We start from the raw sequence: 14,816 nt of genomic DNA on the forward strand, positions 1-14,816 counted from the left end.
CATTACACCTGCCCGTAGCGGCCCGCCGCCTCGCCCAGCCAGCGGCGCACCAGCACGGCAGTGACCTCGGTGTTGCCCTGGAGCGCCTGAGCCAGGGCGGTGACCCGCTCTAGCTGGTCGGCATCGCGCTCTAGATCGGCGATTTTCATCTGTGCGAGGCCGGTTTGGCGAGTCCCTAATACCTCGCCAGGGCCGCGGATTTCCAAGTCTTTTTCAGCAATACGGAAGCCGTCGGTGGTTTCCCGCATCACGCCGAGCCGTTCCCGAGAGCTTTTGGAGAGCGGTGGGTGGTACAGCAGCACGCAGAAGCTTTCGGTGCTGCCGCGTCCCACCCGGCCGCGCAGCTGATGAAGCTGGGAAAGCCCCAAACGCTCAGGGTTTTCGATGATCATCAAGCTAGCGTTGGGCACGTCGACTCCCACCTCGATCACCGTGGTCGCCACCAGCAGGTCGAGCTCACCGGCTTTGAAGGCCTCCATCACCTCGGCTTTTTCGGCCGCCTTCATACGCCCATGAATCAGCCCGATGGCCAACTCGGGCAGCGCCTGGGTGAGTTCATCGCGGGTCACTTCAGCGGCCTGGCACTGCAGCGCCTCCGACTCTTCGATCAGCGTACACACCCAATAGGCTTGGCGACCGTCACGGCAGGCGTTGCGAATACGCTCGACCACCTCGGGGCGGCGCTCGTCCGACACCACCACGGTTTTCACCGGCGTGCGTCCCGGCGGCAGCTCGTCGATCACCGAGACGTCCAAGTCCGCATAGGCGCTCATCGCCAGGGTGCGGGGAATCGGCGTGGCGGTCATGATCAGCTGGTGGGGCGTCAGTCCACCGGCTTCGCCCTTTTCCCGCAGGGCAAGGCGCTGGTGAACGCCAAAACGGTGCTGCTCATCGATGATCGCCAGCCCCAGACACTGGAAATGCACGTCGTCTTGAAACAGCGCGTGGGTGCCCACCACCATCCGCGCTCGGCCGTCGGCAATGGCGGCTTTGGCATCCAGCCGCGCCTTGCCCTTTAGCTTGCCTGCCAACCACGCCACTTCGATGCCCAGCGGCTCGAACCACGCTTTGAAGGCGCGGTAGTGCTGTTCGGCGAGGATCTCCGTGGGTGCCATCATCGCCGCTTGGCAGTTGCCCGCCAGCGCCGAGAGCGCCGCCATGGCCGCCACCACCGTCTTGCCCGACCCAACGTCCCCCTGCACAAGGCGCAGCATGGGCGCGGGGCGGGCCAGGTCGAGGGCTATTTCTTCCAGCACCCGACGCTGGGCACCGGTGAGCGCAAACGGTAGCTGCGCCAGAAAGCGCGTTTGCAGGCTGCGCCCCGACGGTAGCTCCGGTGCGCCGTCGGCCTGAATACGCAGGCGCACTTCCCGCAGGCTCAACTGATGGGCCAACAGCTCTTCCAGTGCCAGGCGCCGCGTGGCGGGGTGGTGACCATGGGCCAGCTGCTCCAAATCCACGTCCGGCGGCGGCTGGTGCAATAGCTGCAAGCTAGCGTGCAGCCCCGGCAGTTGGAAGCGCTGACGCAGGGCATCGGGAATCACATCGGGTAACGCTTCGGGCGCTTGCTCTAAAAGGCGCAGCGCCTGCTGGGTCAGCGCCCGCAGACGGGTTTGGTGCAGCCCCTCGGTGGTGGGGTAAATCGGCGTGTAGTACTCCTCCACCGGCGTTTCACTGCCACCGCTAAGGCGGTATTCCGGATGATAGATCTCTAGCCCTGTGGCGCCTGCCCGAGCTTCGCCAAACGCCCGAACGGTCACGCCGGGGCGAAGCTGCTGCTGTTGCGCAGGCGAGAAGTGGAAAAAGCGTAGACTCAAAATGCCGCTATCGTCGCGCAGACGAATCAGCAGGCTGCGCCGTCGCCCTTTGACGATATCGCTGGCGGTCACTTCCCCCTCGACCACCGCTTCATGGCCTGCCCGCAGCAGGCCAATGGGGGTAAGTCGCGTGCGATCCTGGTAGCGTAGCGGCAAGTGAAACAGCAGATCACTCACGCGCTCCACACCTAGGCGGGCCAGCTTGATGGCCAGCGCCTCGCCTACGCCCTTGAGCGCCGTCACCGGTGCGGACAGCTCACTCATGGGGCTTGCTTCACCTTATGCACCGGCTGCTGGCACTGGCTGATCGCGTTGGCCAAGGCATCGATGGCCTTCGGGCGCGGAAAACTGGCTCGCCAGGCAATGGCCACCGTGCGCGAGGGTGCTGGTTCTACGAAGGGGCGGCTGACCAGCATGGCGTTCTCGTACTGGTCGGTGCCGAGCGCCGACTGCGGCAGCACGGTAATGCCGAGTTTGGACGCCACCATATGGCGAATCGTCTCGAGCGAACCGCCTTCGGCAATCAGGGTATTGTTGGGACTGTTGAGCTTTTGCGTAATCGCCGGGCAAGCTTCGAGGATTTGGTCGCGGAAGCAGTGGCCTTCGCCCAGCAGCAGCAGCCGCTCTTCTAATAGATCTTCTTTATGGATCGCCTCGCGCTCGACCCACGGGTGGCTGGCAGGCATCAACACCTCGAAATGCTCGTCGTAGATCGGCTTGGTGACCACGTCGGTTTCGGTAAACGGTAGGGCCACGATGATCACGTCCAGCTCGCCGCTACGCAGCTTGGCGCGCAGCGTGCCGGTCATGCCCTCTTCGATATACAGCGGCATTTGCGGGGCAGCGCTGGCCAGTGCTGGCACCAAATGGGGGAATAGGTAAGGTCCAATGGTATAAATCGCGCCGATGCGCAGCGGGTTAGCGAGCTGGTCTTTGCCCGCGCTGGCCAGCTCGTAGATCAAACCGCTCTGTTCCAATACGCGCTGGGCCTGGGCAACGATCTTTTCGCCCAAGGGCGTGACTTGCACGGTGGATTTAGAGCGTTCGAACAGCGGAATGTCCAGCTCGTCTTCGAGTTTTTTCACGGCGACCGAGAGCGTCGGCTGGGAAACATGGCAGCGCTCGGCGGCGCGGCCAAAATGGCGCTCTTGGGCAAGGGTTACGATGTAGCGAAGTTCTGTTAAAGTCATAGCAATGCCAGTGGCATCCTCTCGTTGCAGCTCGAGTCATCGTGTTAGCGAGACGGAAAAGGACAGACAAGCCCTATTGAAGATGGCACATCTCATAGGGACTTTGTATCTGATAGGGAATATTTATCAAGAGGGGTGAGCAAGGTGAAACTAACGGTACTGATTATCGGCTGTGGAGACATCGGCGTCACGCTTGGACAAGAGCTGCTAAACGATGGGCATCGCGTGATAGGTGTGCGCCGCCAAGCCAACGCATTAGAGCATACCGGCATCGAGCCGCTATCCCTCGATCTCAACGACCTGGAAGGAGCCGACGCCAGCGCCCTGCCCCAAGCCGACTACGTGATTTACACCGTCAGTGCAGACCGCTTCGAAGAGAGTGCTTACCAAAGCGCCTATCCAGACGGTCTCAAGCGTGTGCTCAGCGTACTGGAGCAGCACGACACACCGCCACGGCGCATCTTCTTCGTCTCCTCTACCAGTGTCTATGGTCAGCAAGAGGGCGAGGTGGTCAACGAGGAGAGCCCCACGGAATCCACTAGTTTCTCCGGCACCCTGATGTGCGAGGCCGAACAGGCGCTGCTCAATCACCCGCTGCCCGGCACCGTGGTGCGCTTCTCCGGTATTTATGGCCCAGGGCGTGATCGTTTGATTCACCAAGTGGCCGAAGGCCGACTGGCCGCCGTCACGCCGGTGATCTACTCCAACCGCATCCATCGGGACGACTGCACCGGCATTCTGGCGCACCTGATCCGCTGCCAGGAGAGCGGCACACCGCTGGCCGACCTTTATCTCGGTAGCGACTGCGAACCGGTGACCATGCACAACGTGATGGCGTGGTTGGCCAAACAGTTGAAGGTGGAGTCCACCGACACCATGCAGTCGCCGCTGCGCCGTCGTGCCAGCAAGCGTTGCGACAACCGCCGTATTCTCGAAACTGGCTACACCTTCCGCTATCCGACCTACAAAGAGGGCTATGCCCAGGTGTTGAAAGAGGGCGGTTTTTTAGAGTTGCAAAAAGCCTAGCGCTCCAGCCGCGAGTCGATTGGAACGCTAGAAAACGCAAAGAGCGAGCCTCATAGGCTCGCTCTTTTTGTATGCGTCGGTGTCACGCCGTTTAGTCGCCGATCACCATCACGGCTTCGGCTTCTACTTGGCTGCCTTTGGGCAGCGCCTTCACGCCGACCGCCGCACGCGCCGGGAACGGCGTGGAAAAGAACTCTTCCATCACCTTGTTGACGATCGCAAAGTTGTCCAGATCGACCAAATAGAGGTTGAGCTTGACGATATCGCCCAGCGACCCAGCGGCTTCTTCACACACGGCCTGCAGGTTGGTAAAGACCTGACGCGCCTGAGCTTCGAAATCGTCCGAGACGATTTCCATGGTGTCTGGGTCGAGCGGAATCTGGCCCGACAGATACACCGTGTTGCCTGCTTTGATGGCCTGGGAATAAGGGCCGATGGCGGCAGGGGCCTTTTCTGTGTTGATAACCGCTTTGTTGCTCATTGGGTGTCCTTCTCCTGTAAAAATGAAACGTTGCTTATTATCGCCATGGCTGACGCTGCCAGCGTGAAACGCCAGCCGTCGACGCATGGGTGTTTAGTTAGCGGTACGGGTAATTTTGCCAACGTTGGGCAGGTTACGGATGCGTTTAATGATGCGGGCGAGGTGGACACGCCCTTTGACCGACAGCGTGAGATTGACGGTGGAGAGGCGCGCGTCGCGCTCTTCGATACCAATGCGCTCGATATTGGCATCGGCATCGGTCACCAGTCCCGCCAGCTCGGCCACTAAGCCACGGCGGCTTTCGATTTCGATACGCAGTGCCACCGGGAAGTCTTCGTCGATGTGTTCCGACCACTCCAGCGCAAACAGCTTTTCGGGATCGTTTTTACGCTCGGCGAGATTTTTACACTCGCTGCGGTGTACCACCAGCCCTTTACCGACCGAGAGATGTCCTACCACCGGGTCGCCGGGCAAGGGGTGGCAACAACGGGCAAAGTTGATCACCATGCCTTCGCTGCCGCTGATGACCACGGCCTTGTCGTTGCTGTCAGACAGTGTCTTATCGAAGCTGTCGCCATGGGCGACATCCACCAAGCGACGCGCGACCACGTGCGCCATGCGGTTGCCTAACCCCAACGACTCGAGCAAGGCATCCAGCGACGGTGCGTCCAGCTGCTCGAGCGCCTGCTCGAAGATACTTTCGTCGAGCTCTTCCAGGCTCGTTTCGAACGGTGCCAGCGCCTTGTTGAGCAGTCGACGGCCCAGCATCACCGCCTCCGCCTGCTGCTGATGCTTCAACGCATGGCGAATGGCGGAGCGCGCCTTGGCCGTGGTGACGAAATTCAGCCACGCCAGATTGGGACGCGCGCCGGGGGCAGTAATGATCTCCAGCGTCTGGCCGCTTTCCAGCCGCGTGGAGAGCGGCGCGAGGTGACGGTCGATCCGGCAGGCGATGCAGTTATTGCCGATATCGGTGTGTACGCTGTAGGCGAAGTCGATCACCGTGGCTCCCTGGGGCAGCTCCATGATGTCGCCTTTCGGGGTGAACACGTAGATATCGTCGGGGAACAGGTCGTTCTTGACGTGCTCGATGAACTCCAGCGAATCCCCCGCGTGGCGCTGCATCTCCAAAAGCCCCTTCACCCAGGCGCGGGCGCGAGCGTGGCTACCTTCGGCAATCGGGTGCGCGGTCTGGCCGGCTTTATAGAGCCAGTGGGCAGCGATCCCGTTATTGGCCATGGCTTCCATCTCTCGGGTGCGGATCTGCACTTCGATGGGCATGCCCCGCTGGCCAAACAGCGTAGTGTGCAGGCTTTGATAGCCGTTCGCTTTGGGAATCGCAATGTAGTCTTTGAACCGCCCCGGCACCGGCTTATAAAGGTTGTGCACGACGCCTAGGATTCGATAGCAGCTCGCCACGTCTTCGGTGATGATCCGAAAACCGAAGACATCCATGATCTCGATGAAGGGCTTACGCTGATCGCGCATCTTCTTGTAGATCGAGAGCAGGTGCTTTTGGCGACCAATCACCGTGCCTTTCAGGCCTTCATCGTCGAGGCTCTGCTGCAGAGATGACTGAATTTCCCGCATGGCGCTGCGACGATTGCCCCGCGCACTGGCCACGGCGCGCTTGATACGCTCGGCGCGCATGGGGTGAATCGCCTGGAACGAGAGGTCTTCCAGCTCGACACGAATGGTATTGATGCCCAACCGACCCGCAATACGCGCATAGATTTCCAGTGTTTCCCGGGCAATGCGGCGCTTTTTGTCTGGGCGTAACGCGCCCAAGGTGCGCATGTTGTGCAGCCGGTCGGCCAGCTTGACGATGATGACGCGAATATCCCGCGACATCGCCAGCACCATCTTCTGGAAGTTTTCCGCCTGAGCGACGGCTTTGTCTTCGAAGGTGATCTGGGTCAGCTTGGAAACACCGTCGACGAGCTCGGCTACCGGCTTGCCGAACTGGGCCGCCAGGGCTTTTTTGGACACGCCGGTGTCTTCGATCACGTCGTGCAGCATGGCGGCCATCAGGCTTTGATGGTCCATGTGCATGTTGGCGAGAATATTGGCGACCGCCAGCGGATGGGTGACGTAAGGTTCACCCGAGCGGCGGCGCTGGCCATCGTGGGCCTGCTCGGCGTAGTAGAAGGCGCGCTTGACCTGCTGGATCTCGTCCGGGGGTAAGTAGCCGCCGAGTCGATCGGCCAGGTCATCGATGGTGAACATGTACCGCGCCTCTAATCGCTGCCTGCTTAATCGTCGATTTGAGTGCTAGGCGTCATGGCGGGACGCGCGCGCACCGGCGCTTCGACCGGCTCGTCCAGAACGCTGTGATCCACCAGGCCTGCGGCGATTTCGCGCAGCGCCATGACGGTGGGCTTATCGTTTTCCCAGGGCAGTTGAGCATCGCGGGAGCCGCGGGCCAGCTGGCGAGCACGCTGGGTGGAAATCATCACCAGTTTGAAGCGGTTTTCTACATTTTCCAGACAATCTTCAACGGTTACGCGAGCCATGGGGCCTTCCTGTAATGACGACGCCGGGCCGGCGTTGTTGAACAACGTCGCCGACCCAGCGAAAAGAGTGGTGATAGGACCTGATAGATTACTCGACGCTAGGCGCCTGTGACAAGAGTGCATCGAGCAGCGGCGCGTGGCGTTCCTGCATGGTGGCGCGCGTCAAGCGGCGGCTGATCACCAGCGATTGGAGTTCCTGAAGCGCCGTGGTGAAGTCGTCGTTGATGACCAGGTAGTCGTACTCGTCGTAGTGGGACATCTCACTGACTGCATCGCGCATGCGTCGGGCAATCACCGCGTGTTCGTCGGTGCCACGGCTGGAGAGACGTCGCTCCAGCTCGCTACGCGATGGCGGTAGGATGAAGATCGACACGGCAGAAGGCATCTGCTCGCGTACCTGCTGCGCGCCCTGCCAATCGATCTCTAGGATGACGTCTTGCCCCGCGTCTAGCAAGGTTTGGACCGACTGACGCGACGTGCCATAGTAATTGTCGAAGACCTTGGCATACTCGAAGAAGTCGCCGCGGCCGATCATCGCTTCGAAGTCAGGCACTTGGGTAAAGTGGTAATTGACGCCATTGACCTCACCTTCGCGTTTGGCACGCGTGGTATGCGACACCGACACCTGAATACCGTCCAGGCTTTCGATCAGCTCACGAACGAGGCTGGTTTTACCCGCGCCCGACGGGGCAGAAACAATAAACAGCGTACCCTGGGACATGAAGCGCTTCCCTAGTTAGTCAAAATGGTCGTTCGTCATCACGCAGGCTGGCCACTGCCGACGTCATAGGGTGCGCAGTATCGCACACCCATGGCAGGGACTGTAGCGTTTCCAAACAGCCGCAAGGAGGTCAGCATGCGCAGCACATTGTTCATTTTATGCTTGATTGCGCTGGGAGTGGCGCTGCAAAAAGGGATGATCGAGATTCCCCGGCACTGGGCTCCCTGGGCGCCGTTACACGTCGATGACCCTATCACGCCCATTACCCAACTGAAGCTCAAGCGCTTGAACGACGACCGCACCGCCTGCCTCGCAGCGCTCGACACCGTGCCCGAAGGCGAACTGCGCTACACGCCACTGGCCGATTACACCCCTACCGCCAGTTGCCCACTCAGCAATATCGTACGCATGCAACGCAGTAGCGTGCGCTTCAACCAGAGTTTCGTGGCCTCCTGCCCGCTAGCGCTGGCGTGGGTGATGTATGAACGCCATGCGTTGCAGCCTGCCGCACAGGCCATCATGGGCAGCCGGGTCGCCCAAGTGAACCATGTGGGTAGTTTTGCCTGCCGCAACGTATATGGCCGTGAGACGGGGCGACGTAGCGAGCACGCAACCGCCGAAGCGCTGGATGTGGTGGGGTTTCAGTTCGAGAACGGCCAGCGAATATCGCTCATTAGCGACTGGGACGATACGGGTAACGCGGGAGCGTTTTTGCGAGCCGCGCGGGATGGCGCGTGTGAGACGTTCGGCAACGTACTTGGTCCTGAGTACAACGCCGCGCATGCCGACCACTTTCATCTAGGCATGCGCGGTTTTAGCCTATGCCGCTAGGCAGGTGAGTTATTCGAGGTTGATATCCTCTTCATCGGTGGCTGCCCCCGTGGCGGCACCCACACCACCACCAATGACAGCCCCTTGTGTGACGCTACCACCGGTCACGGCAGCGGCCCCTGCACCAACCGCCGCCCCGACACCGGCACCGCTGGTGGCCCGCTCACCGGTCGTGGAACCACAGCCCGCCAGCCCGATGGTCAGTGCAGCAATGGCGCTCAACGTGACAAGACGCGAAGTATTCACTGAAGTATGCATAGGTCACCTCCTTATGGATTGCACCTTTACACCCTAGGAACGATACGCGCTTTTTGCCACTTTAAATGACATCAGCATTTATTTAGCCATACCTTATTTACAACCATGAGCAACCGTTGGTTGCGCTGACCCCGTGCGCTTCTCCAGCCAGCGCCCCCAGGCAAAAATCACCAGGCCACACAGCGCAAGCCCCGACCCGACCAGTCCCGTGCTCGACCAGCTAAACCCAGCGCTAATCGCCAAGCCCGCCAGCCACGCGCCCAGCGCATTGGCACCGTTGAATGCCGCGTGGTTCATGGAGGCCGCCATGGTTTGGGCGTCTTCGGCCACGTCCATCAGCCGCGTTTGCAACGACGGGGCCAGCGCCATGCTGGTGCCGACCAACCCCACGAACAGCAGTCCCGACCACACCTGGTTGGCAGCAAAGTAGAACAGCCCCTGCACCACAGCGCACCACACCAAAATGGTAGGAATGGCCCGCATCAGGTTTTTATCCGCCATGCGCCCGCCCACCAAGTTACCGGCGATGGAGCCCAGGCCAAAGATGACCAACACCAAAGGTCCCAGCGCTTCGCTCATGCCCGCCTGCTGGGTCAGCGTCGGCATGACATAACTGAAGATCGAAAACATACCGCCGCAGCCGATACAGGCAATCGCAATGGTCACCAGCACGCGCTGTTTGACCAGTGCGGAAAGCTCTCGCAACGGGCTGGCGTGAGCATCGACAGGCTGCACAGGCACAAACAGGCGAATCAACAGCGCCGTGAGCAGCGCAATGCCGCCGACCGCCGCAAAGGCGATCTGCCAGCCCAACAGGTTACCCGCCCAGGTGCCCAACGGCGCACCGATTAGGATGGCCACCGTCAGCCCCATCATGACGCGGGCGATGGCGCGCGCCCGTTGATCGACCGGCACCGCGCCGGCGGCCACCAGCGCCGCCACACCAAAATACGCCCCATGGGGCAGCCCTGCTAAAAAGCGCAGCCCGACGAACGACCAAAATCCCGGGGCCATGGCGCTGGCAATGTTGCCCAAAGCAAATACCAACATCAGTGCGATCAGCAGGGCTCGTTTAGGCACCCGCGCGGCCAGTGTCGAGATTAGCGGCGCCCCCACCACGACCCCCAGCGCATAACTGCTGATGGAGTAGCCTACTTGCGGCACGCTCACGGCTAGGTCTTCCGCCACGCGGTTCATCAACCCCATGATGACGAATTCGCTGGTGCCGATGCCGAACCCGCCCAGCGCCAGCACGAACTCCGCCCATCGCGGATGCCGCGCCAGCTCCGTTGATGATGATTGCATACCTCTCTCCCCAGGCGCTGTGTAAAGCGCCTGTTCACTGAAACGATCCTGGTTAACCGCAAATGATGGCAGGATTAGACGAAAGTATAAATATACGACGCTAAAAAAGTTAGCATGCAAAGGGCAAGGCATTCTGCACTTTCGCGTCATCATCAAAGTAGCAACTGCTAGGATGTTACGATGCTCTATTGATCAAGAGAGGTGGCCATGACTCCCTGTACCCTCGAGCGCGCCATGCAGGCCTTGACCAGCGCCGATCCCGACATTGCCCGCGCTTACCCCTTGGTCGGCGCGCCCAACCCGCGCCAGCGCGACCCGGGGTTTGCCACCTTCTTTTCGACCATCGTCAGCCAGCAGATCTCCACCGAGGCCGCTCGGGCGATCATGGGCCGGGTGAATACGCTGCTGCCCGAACTGCATGCCAAGGCGGTGATGGACGTAGAAGGCCAAGCACTGCGCGATGCAGGGCTATCGTGGCGTAAGATCGAGTACGCCAAAGGACTGGCAGAGGCGGAGCTTGCGGGTACGTTTAGCGCCGATGGTTTGGCGCATCTCAGCGATGACGAGGCCATTGCCGCGATTACCCAACTGCGTGGGTTTGGCCGCTGGAGCGCGGAGATCTACCTGATGTTCTCGCTCCAGCGCCCCGACATTTTCCCCGCCGACGATCTTGCGTTACGTGTCGCGCTGGGCCGGTTGAAGGGCCTGGAAGAGAAACCTACGCCGAAGCAGGCCCGACAGTTGGTAGCGCACTGGTCGCCCTGGCGCAGCGTAGGGTCGCTGTTTTTATGGCACTACTACCGCGGCGAGCCGGTGTAGAAGCAGCGCTTATCGACTTGGCCCTGCGCGTATGGCGTCATCGTCAGCGCCCTCCTCGTAGCCTTGGCTATCCACCGAGACGCGCCCTCGTCGCACGCGAAGAACGTCCGCCATGATCGCCAGGGCGATTTCCGCCGGGGTTTTGCTGCCCAAATCGAGGCCGATGGGCATGTGGATACGCTCGATCTCTGCCTCGCTCAGCCCGCCGGTTCGGCGCAGGCGCGCGGCCCTGGCTCGGGAGGTTTGTCGAGAGCCCATGACGCCAATGTAGCTCGCCGGGGTTTTGACCGCTTCCATCATGGCCAGGTCGTCGATTCGCGGATCGTGGGTCACGGCCACCACGGCGGTCGACGACGTACACATCCCCGGCAGGGCAATGTACTGGGACGGCAATTGGGGAACGAACGTCATCCCCTCGGGCCACTCGACACTGGCCGTGACCTCCTCCCGCGGATCGCATAGCACGACCTGATACCCCAACCGCAGGGCGAAGTGCGCGCACGCTTCGGCCACCGAGGAGTATCCGGCGAGAATGAGTTTGGCCACAGGCCCCACGCGCAGGAGCACGCTCTCCCCATGCGCCTCGTAGCACACACGCGGCCCGCCAGCGCTCGCGGGCGCAAGCGACGCGGCGCCATCGGCCAGGCTGACGCGTCGCAGCAACTCCTGCTCACCGGCCAGCGCCGCGCTGAGCTGTTCGAAATGCTGAACGTTCGCCGACGCCGCCTCGCGTCGCTCGACCAGCACATCGAGTATGCCGCCACAGGGCAGGCGCACCTGGGGATGGCCATCCCCACTCCCGGGGGCGCCATAGCGCACGATCACGGCGGGCATCGTGTACTCACCGGCCATCACCCGTGCGAGGAAATCCTCCTCGACACACCCGCCGGAGAGCGACCCCACGTGGTCACCGCTGGCGTTGGCCACCATGATGGAGCCCGGCTCCCGTGGGGACGAGCCAAAGGTCGACAGGACCGTGCAGTACCAAACCGTGTCGCCGCCCCTGGCCCACTCAAGGGCCTGCGCGACAACTTGGGCATCCAGACTCTGCATGCTCAAGTACTCAGCTGGTCAGCAACGGGCAATTGCCGGATACGCTTGCCCGTCGCCGCATAGATCGCGTTGCACAAGGCAGGAGCGACCGGCGGCAAGCCGGGCTCGCCGACGCCTCCCATGGCATCACCGGGATTGTCGATGAGATGCACCCTCACGACCTTGGGCGCATCCGGCATGCGGGGTATGAGGTACTTGTCGAAATTGCTCTGCTGGGCGACCCCGTCTTCAAAGGTCACTTCGCTCTTCAGCGCAATACCGATTCCCATCACGCACGCTCCTTCGAGCTGCGAGCGGATCCGCTCGGGGTTCGCCTGCGGGCCGCAATCGAAGGCGATGTCCGCCTGATGGATGATCACGCCGCCCTCGCTGTCGACTTCCACATCGAAGACGATCGCGGTATACGACACGAAGCTATGGTGAAACGCCAGCCCCAATCCACGCCCCTCGGGCATCTCGCGGCCCCAGCCCGCTTGCTCGGTGGCGCGCTCGATGACCCGGCGCAGGCGCGCGGTATCGATGGGATACAGGTCAGGGTTTTCACCGTAATTCCAGCCGTCCCCCAGGGTCAGGTTATCGATTTTGCGGTCGGGGCCGAGCAACGCCAGCGCGTACTCTTTGTGGTCACGGCCAGCGGCCACGGCCATTTCATGGGCAAAGCTCTGGATCGCCCAGGCGTGAGGCAGGTTGTAGACGGCGCGAAACCAGCCGATGCGCACATGGGCGGGGGCAGGCGGGTTTTCCAGGCGCACCGAGGGAATGTCGAACGGCATCGTATTCAGGCCCATCCCCAGCTCGAACGCTTGCTTATGCTCAGGGTCCGGGGCAAACAGCGAGGCAATGCTGGGCGACAGGGTGCGGTGGAGCCAGCCCGTGGCGTTACCGTCGGCGTCGAGACTCGCCTCCAGATGGTCCACGGAGACCGCGTGAAAAAAGGCGTGCTGCACGTCGTCTTCACGGGTCCACTGCAGTTTGACCGGCCGGCCCTCGAACGCCTGGGCCACCCAGGCCGCTTCGCTCACGAAGTCCGGCTTGGACTTACGCCCAAAGCCACCACCCAGCAGCGTTTGATGGACGGTCACGTTCTCTAGCTCAAGCCCCAACACACTGGCCACCCCCTCGCGGGCGGCTCTGGGGTGCTGAACCGGCGCCCACGCTTCGGCTTTGCCGTCTTGGACACGCACGATGGCTACCGGGGGTTCCATGGGGGCCTGCGCCATGTGCGGCATATAGTACGTCGCCGCGACGCGCCGGTGGGCGCTACTCAGCGCGGCGTCCACATCGCCGGACTGACGAACCACCTTACCCGGCGACTGCGCCGCCTGCTCCAGCGCTTGCCGGTAAGCTTCTGAACGATAGTCGGCGTTATCGCCCGCGGCGCCGGTATCCCACTCGATGTTCAGCGCCTTGCGCCCCTCGATGGCCGCCCAGGTATTCGAGGCGATCACCGCAATGCCGCCCAGCGGATTGAATGCCGCGGGCTGTGTCGCCGTGTCGATGCGCATCGTTCGTTGAACACCGGGCACCTTGAGCGTTTCGCTGTCGTCGACGCTTTGGATGGTCGCCCCGTACACCGGTGGGCGAGCCACCACGGCGTAGAGCATGTCGTCCAGCGCCACGTCGGCGCCGAAGATCGCTTTACCGCTGACAATATCCTCGCCATCCGATGCCTTGGGCGACGACGACGTCAACTCACCGTTGACCCAGCCGCTCTCCTTGCCGACGAAGCGCAGCTCACTATCGGACTTCAACACCAGATCATTTCTGCTCGGCACGTCCAATTCACGCGCCGCCTCGGCGAGCTCGCCAAAGCCCAGCTCCCGCCCGGTGGCCGGATGGGTCATCTTGTGCAAGTCGGCGTGGACTTCCCAGACCGGCACTTCCCACCGCTGGGCAGCGGCCTGCTGTAGCATGAGTCGTGCCGCAGCCGCAGCGCGGCGAATCGGATCGTACCAGTGGCGCATGCTGCGGGAACCGTCGGTATTTTGGTTACCGTACTTCTCTTGGTCGGCGGGTGCTTGCTGCACGCGCACCTGCTCCCACTGCGCGCCCAGCTCATCGGCCGCCACCATCGCGAGACTGGTGCGAATCCCCTGGCCCATCTCGGCACGATTGTTGATGAACGTCACCAGGCCATCGGTATCGATCTGGATGAACACGTTGGGATCGTCCACCCAGCCACCCGGCATGGCGCCCGCCCCAAACTGCGCCTGTTGATTGGCCATGCTCATGTCCCAGCGAGCCGCCAGCAGCAGCGCCGACATACCGGCGATGCCTTTCAACACGCCCCGACGGCTGACGTTGGCCAGCAGCAATGCATTGCGAGAATCGCTCATGAGTTGGCCTCCTCACCGGCGGCGCGCTCCACCGCCGCCAAAATGCGGTTGTAGGTGCCACAGCGACACAGGTTGCCTGACATGGCGTCGATGATCTCCTGGGATTGCGGCGTCGGGTTGTGCTTGAGCAACCCCGTCGCGTTCATGATCTGGCCACCCTGGCAGTAGCCGCACTGGGCGACCCCTAGGTCCAGCCACGCCTGCTGCACTTTTTGGCCAACGGGGTCGTCCGCCATGGCTTCGATGGTGGTGACTTCACCGGTGACGGCAGAGACCGGCATCACGCAGGAGCGCGTCGCCACCCCATCGATATGCACGGTGCACGCGCCGCACTGGGCAATGCCACAACCGAACTTGGTGCCCTTCATGCCCACGACATCGCGAATCGCCCAAAGTAGGGGCATCGTGTCGGGGATATCGAGTGAATGCGACTGTCCATTGATGGTCAGGTTGATCATTGGTCTCT

14 protein-coding genes are annotated in these 14,816 nt (G+C 61.9%); 3 read left to right on the top strand and 11 right to left on the bottom strand.

The window, feature by feature from the left end; translation table 11 throughout:
* Positions 1–2 precede the first annotated feature (2 nt).
* Both recG and FHJ80_RS06130 read right to left on the bottom strand, forming a co-directional pair.
* Positions 3–2,081, bottom strand: coding sequence for an ATP-dependent DNA helicase RecG (gene recG, locus FHJ80_RS06125; RefSeq protein WP_139526121.1), 2,079 nt, complete (start codon positions 2,079–2,081; stop codon positions 3–5).
* Positions 2,078–3,007, bottom strand: coding sequence for a hydrogen peroxide-inducible genes activator (locus FHJ80_RS06130; RefSeq protein WP_139526122.1), 930 nt, complete (start codon positions 3,005–3,007; stop codon positions 2,078–2,080). Before FHJ80_RS06130 ends, recG begins: the two co-directional genes overlap by 4 nt.
* A 144-nt stretch (positions 3,008–3,151) precedes the next feature.
* Here FHJ80_RS06130 and FHJ80_RS06135 point away from each other — a divergent pair, with 144 nt between their 5' ends.
* Entirely contained in the window at positions 3,152–4,033 is an 882-nt protein-coding gene (locus FHJ80_RS06135; RefSeq protein WP_139526123.1) for an SDR family oxidoreductase, read from the top strand.
* Positions 4,034–4,124: 91 nt separating this feature from the next.
* On the opposite strand, the gene FHJ80_RS06140 is transcribed toward FHJ80_RS06135, so the two are convergent.
* The 4 genes from FHJ80_RS06140 to gmk all read right to left on the bottom strand — a co-directional run bounded on the left by FHJ80_RS06140 (position 4,125) and on the right by gmk (position 7,748).
* Positions 4,125–4,514, bottom strand: coding sequence for a RidA family protein (locus FHJ80_RS06140; RefSeq protein WP_139526124.1), 390 nt, complete (start codon positions 4,512–4,514; stop codon positions 4,125–4,127).
* Positions 4,515–4,607: 93 nt separating this feature from the next.
* Positions 4,608–6,740, bottom strand: a complete 2,133-nt coding sequence (locus FHJ80_RS06145; RefSeq protein ID WP_139526125.1) for a bifunctional (p)ppGpp synthetase/guanosine-3',5'-bis(diphosphate) 3'-pyrophosphohydrolase — start codon at positions 6,738–6,740, stop codon at positions 4,608–4,610.
* Between the two features lie 26 nt (positions 6,741–6,766).
* Complete coding sequence (rpoZ, locus tag FHJ80_RS06150; RefSeq protein WP_139526126.1) at positions 6,767–7,027, bottom strand: DNA-directed RNA polymerase subunit omega; 261 nt, start codon at positions 7,025–7,027, stop codon at positions 6,767–6,769.
* Between the two features lie 88 nt (positions 7,028–7,115).
* On the bottom strand, positions 7,116–7,748 hold the full coding sequence (gene gmk / locus FHJ80_RS06155; protein WP_139526127.1) for a guanylate kinase: 633 nt from the start codon (positions 7,746–7,748) through the stop codon (positions 7,116–7,118).
* Positions 7,749–7,883: 135 nt separating this feature from the next.
* Between gmk and FHJ80_RS06160 the strand changes: the two genes are divergently transcribed.
* On the top strand, positions 7,884–8,579 hold the full coding sequence (locus FHJ80_RS06160; RefSeq protein WP_139526128.1) for an extensin family protein: 696 nt from the start codon (positions 7,884–7,886) through the stop codon (positions 8,577–8,579).
* A gap of 9 nt (positions 8,580–8,588) precedes the next feature.
* Here FHJ80_RS06160 and FHJ80_RS06165 read toward each other — a convergent pair whose 3' ends face one another.
* On the bottom strand, positions 8,589–8,837 hold the full coding sequence (locus tag FHJ80_RS06165; RefSeq protein WP_139526129.1) for a hypothetical protein: 249 nt from the start codon (positions 8,835–8,837) through the stop codon (positions 8,589–8,591).
* Between the two features lie 93 nt (positions 8,838–8,930).
* Entirely contained in the window at positions 8,931–10,142 is a 1,212-nt protein-coding gene (locus FHJ80_RS06170) for an MFS transporter (RefSeq protein ID WP_139526130.1), read from the bottom strand.
* Positions 10,143–10,349: 207 nt separating this feature from the next.
* On the opposite strand from FHJ80_RS06170, the gene FHJ80_RS06175 reads away from it, so the two are divergent.
* Entirely contained in the window at positions 10,350–10,961 is a 612-nt protein-coding gene (locus tag FHJ80_RS06175) for a DNA-3-methyladenine glycosylase (protein WP_139526131.1), read from the top strand.
* 9 nt (positions 10,962–10,970) lie between these two features.
* Here FHJ80_RS06175 and FHJ80_RS06180 read toward each other — a convergent pair whose 3' ends face one another.
* Genes FHJ80_RS06180 through FHJ80_RS06190 form a run of 3 tightly spaced genes read right to left on the bottom strand, consistent with a single transcriptional unit; the run spans position 10,971 to position 14,808 of the window.
* Positions 10,971–12,014 (bottom strand): XdhC family protein, encoded by a 1,044-nt coding sequence (locus tag FHJ80_RS06180; protein WP_139526132.1) that lies wholly within the window; start codon positions 12,012–12,014, stop codon positions 10,971–10,973.
* Between the two features lie 2 nt (positions 12,015–12,016).
* Positions 12,017–14,350, bottom strand: coding sequence for a molybdopterin cofactor-binding domain-containing protein (locus tag FHJ80_RS06185; protein WP_139526133.1), 2,334 nt, complete (start codon positions 14,348–14,350; stop codon positions 12,017–12,019).
* On the bottom strand, positions 14,347–14,808 hold the full coding sequence (locus FHJ80_RS06190) for a (2Fe-2S)-binding protein (RefSeq protein WP_139526134.1): 462 nt from the start codon (positions 14,806–14,808) through the stop codon (positions 14,347–14,349). Before FHJ80_RS06190 ends, FHJ80_RS06185 begins: the two co-directional genes overlap by 4 nt.
* Between the last annotated feature and the right edge of the window lie 8 nt (positions 14,809–14,816).

This window comes from Halomonas sp. BL6, assembly GCF_006228115.1.
Lineage (GTDB): Bacteria > Pseudomonadota > Gammaproteobacteria > Pseudomonadales > Halomonadaceae > Vreelandella > Vreelandella piezotolerans.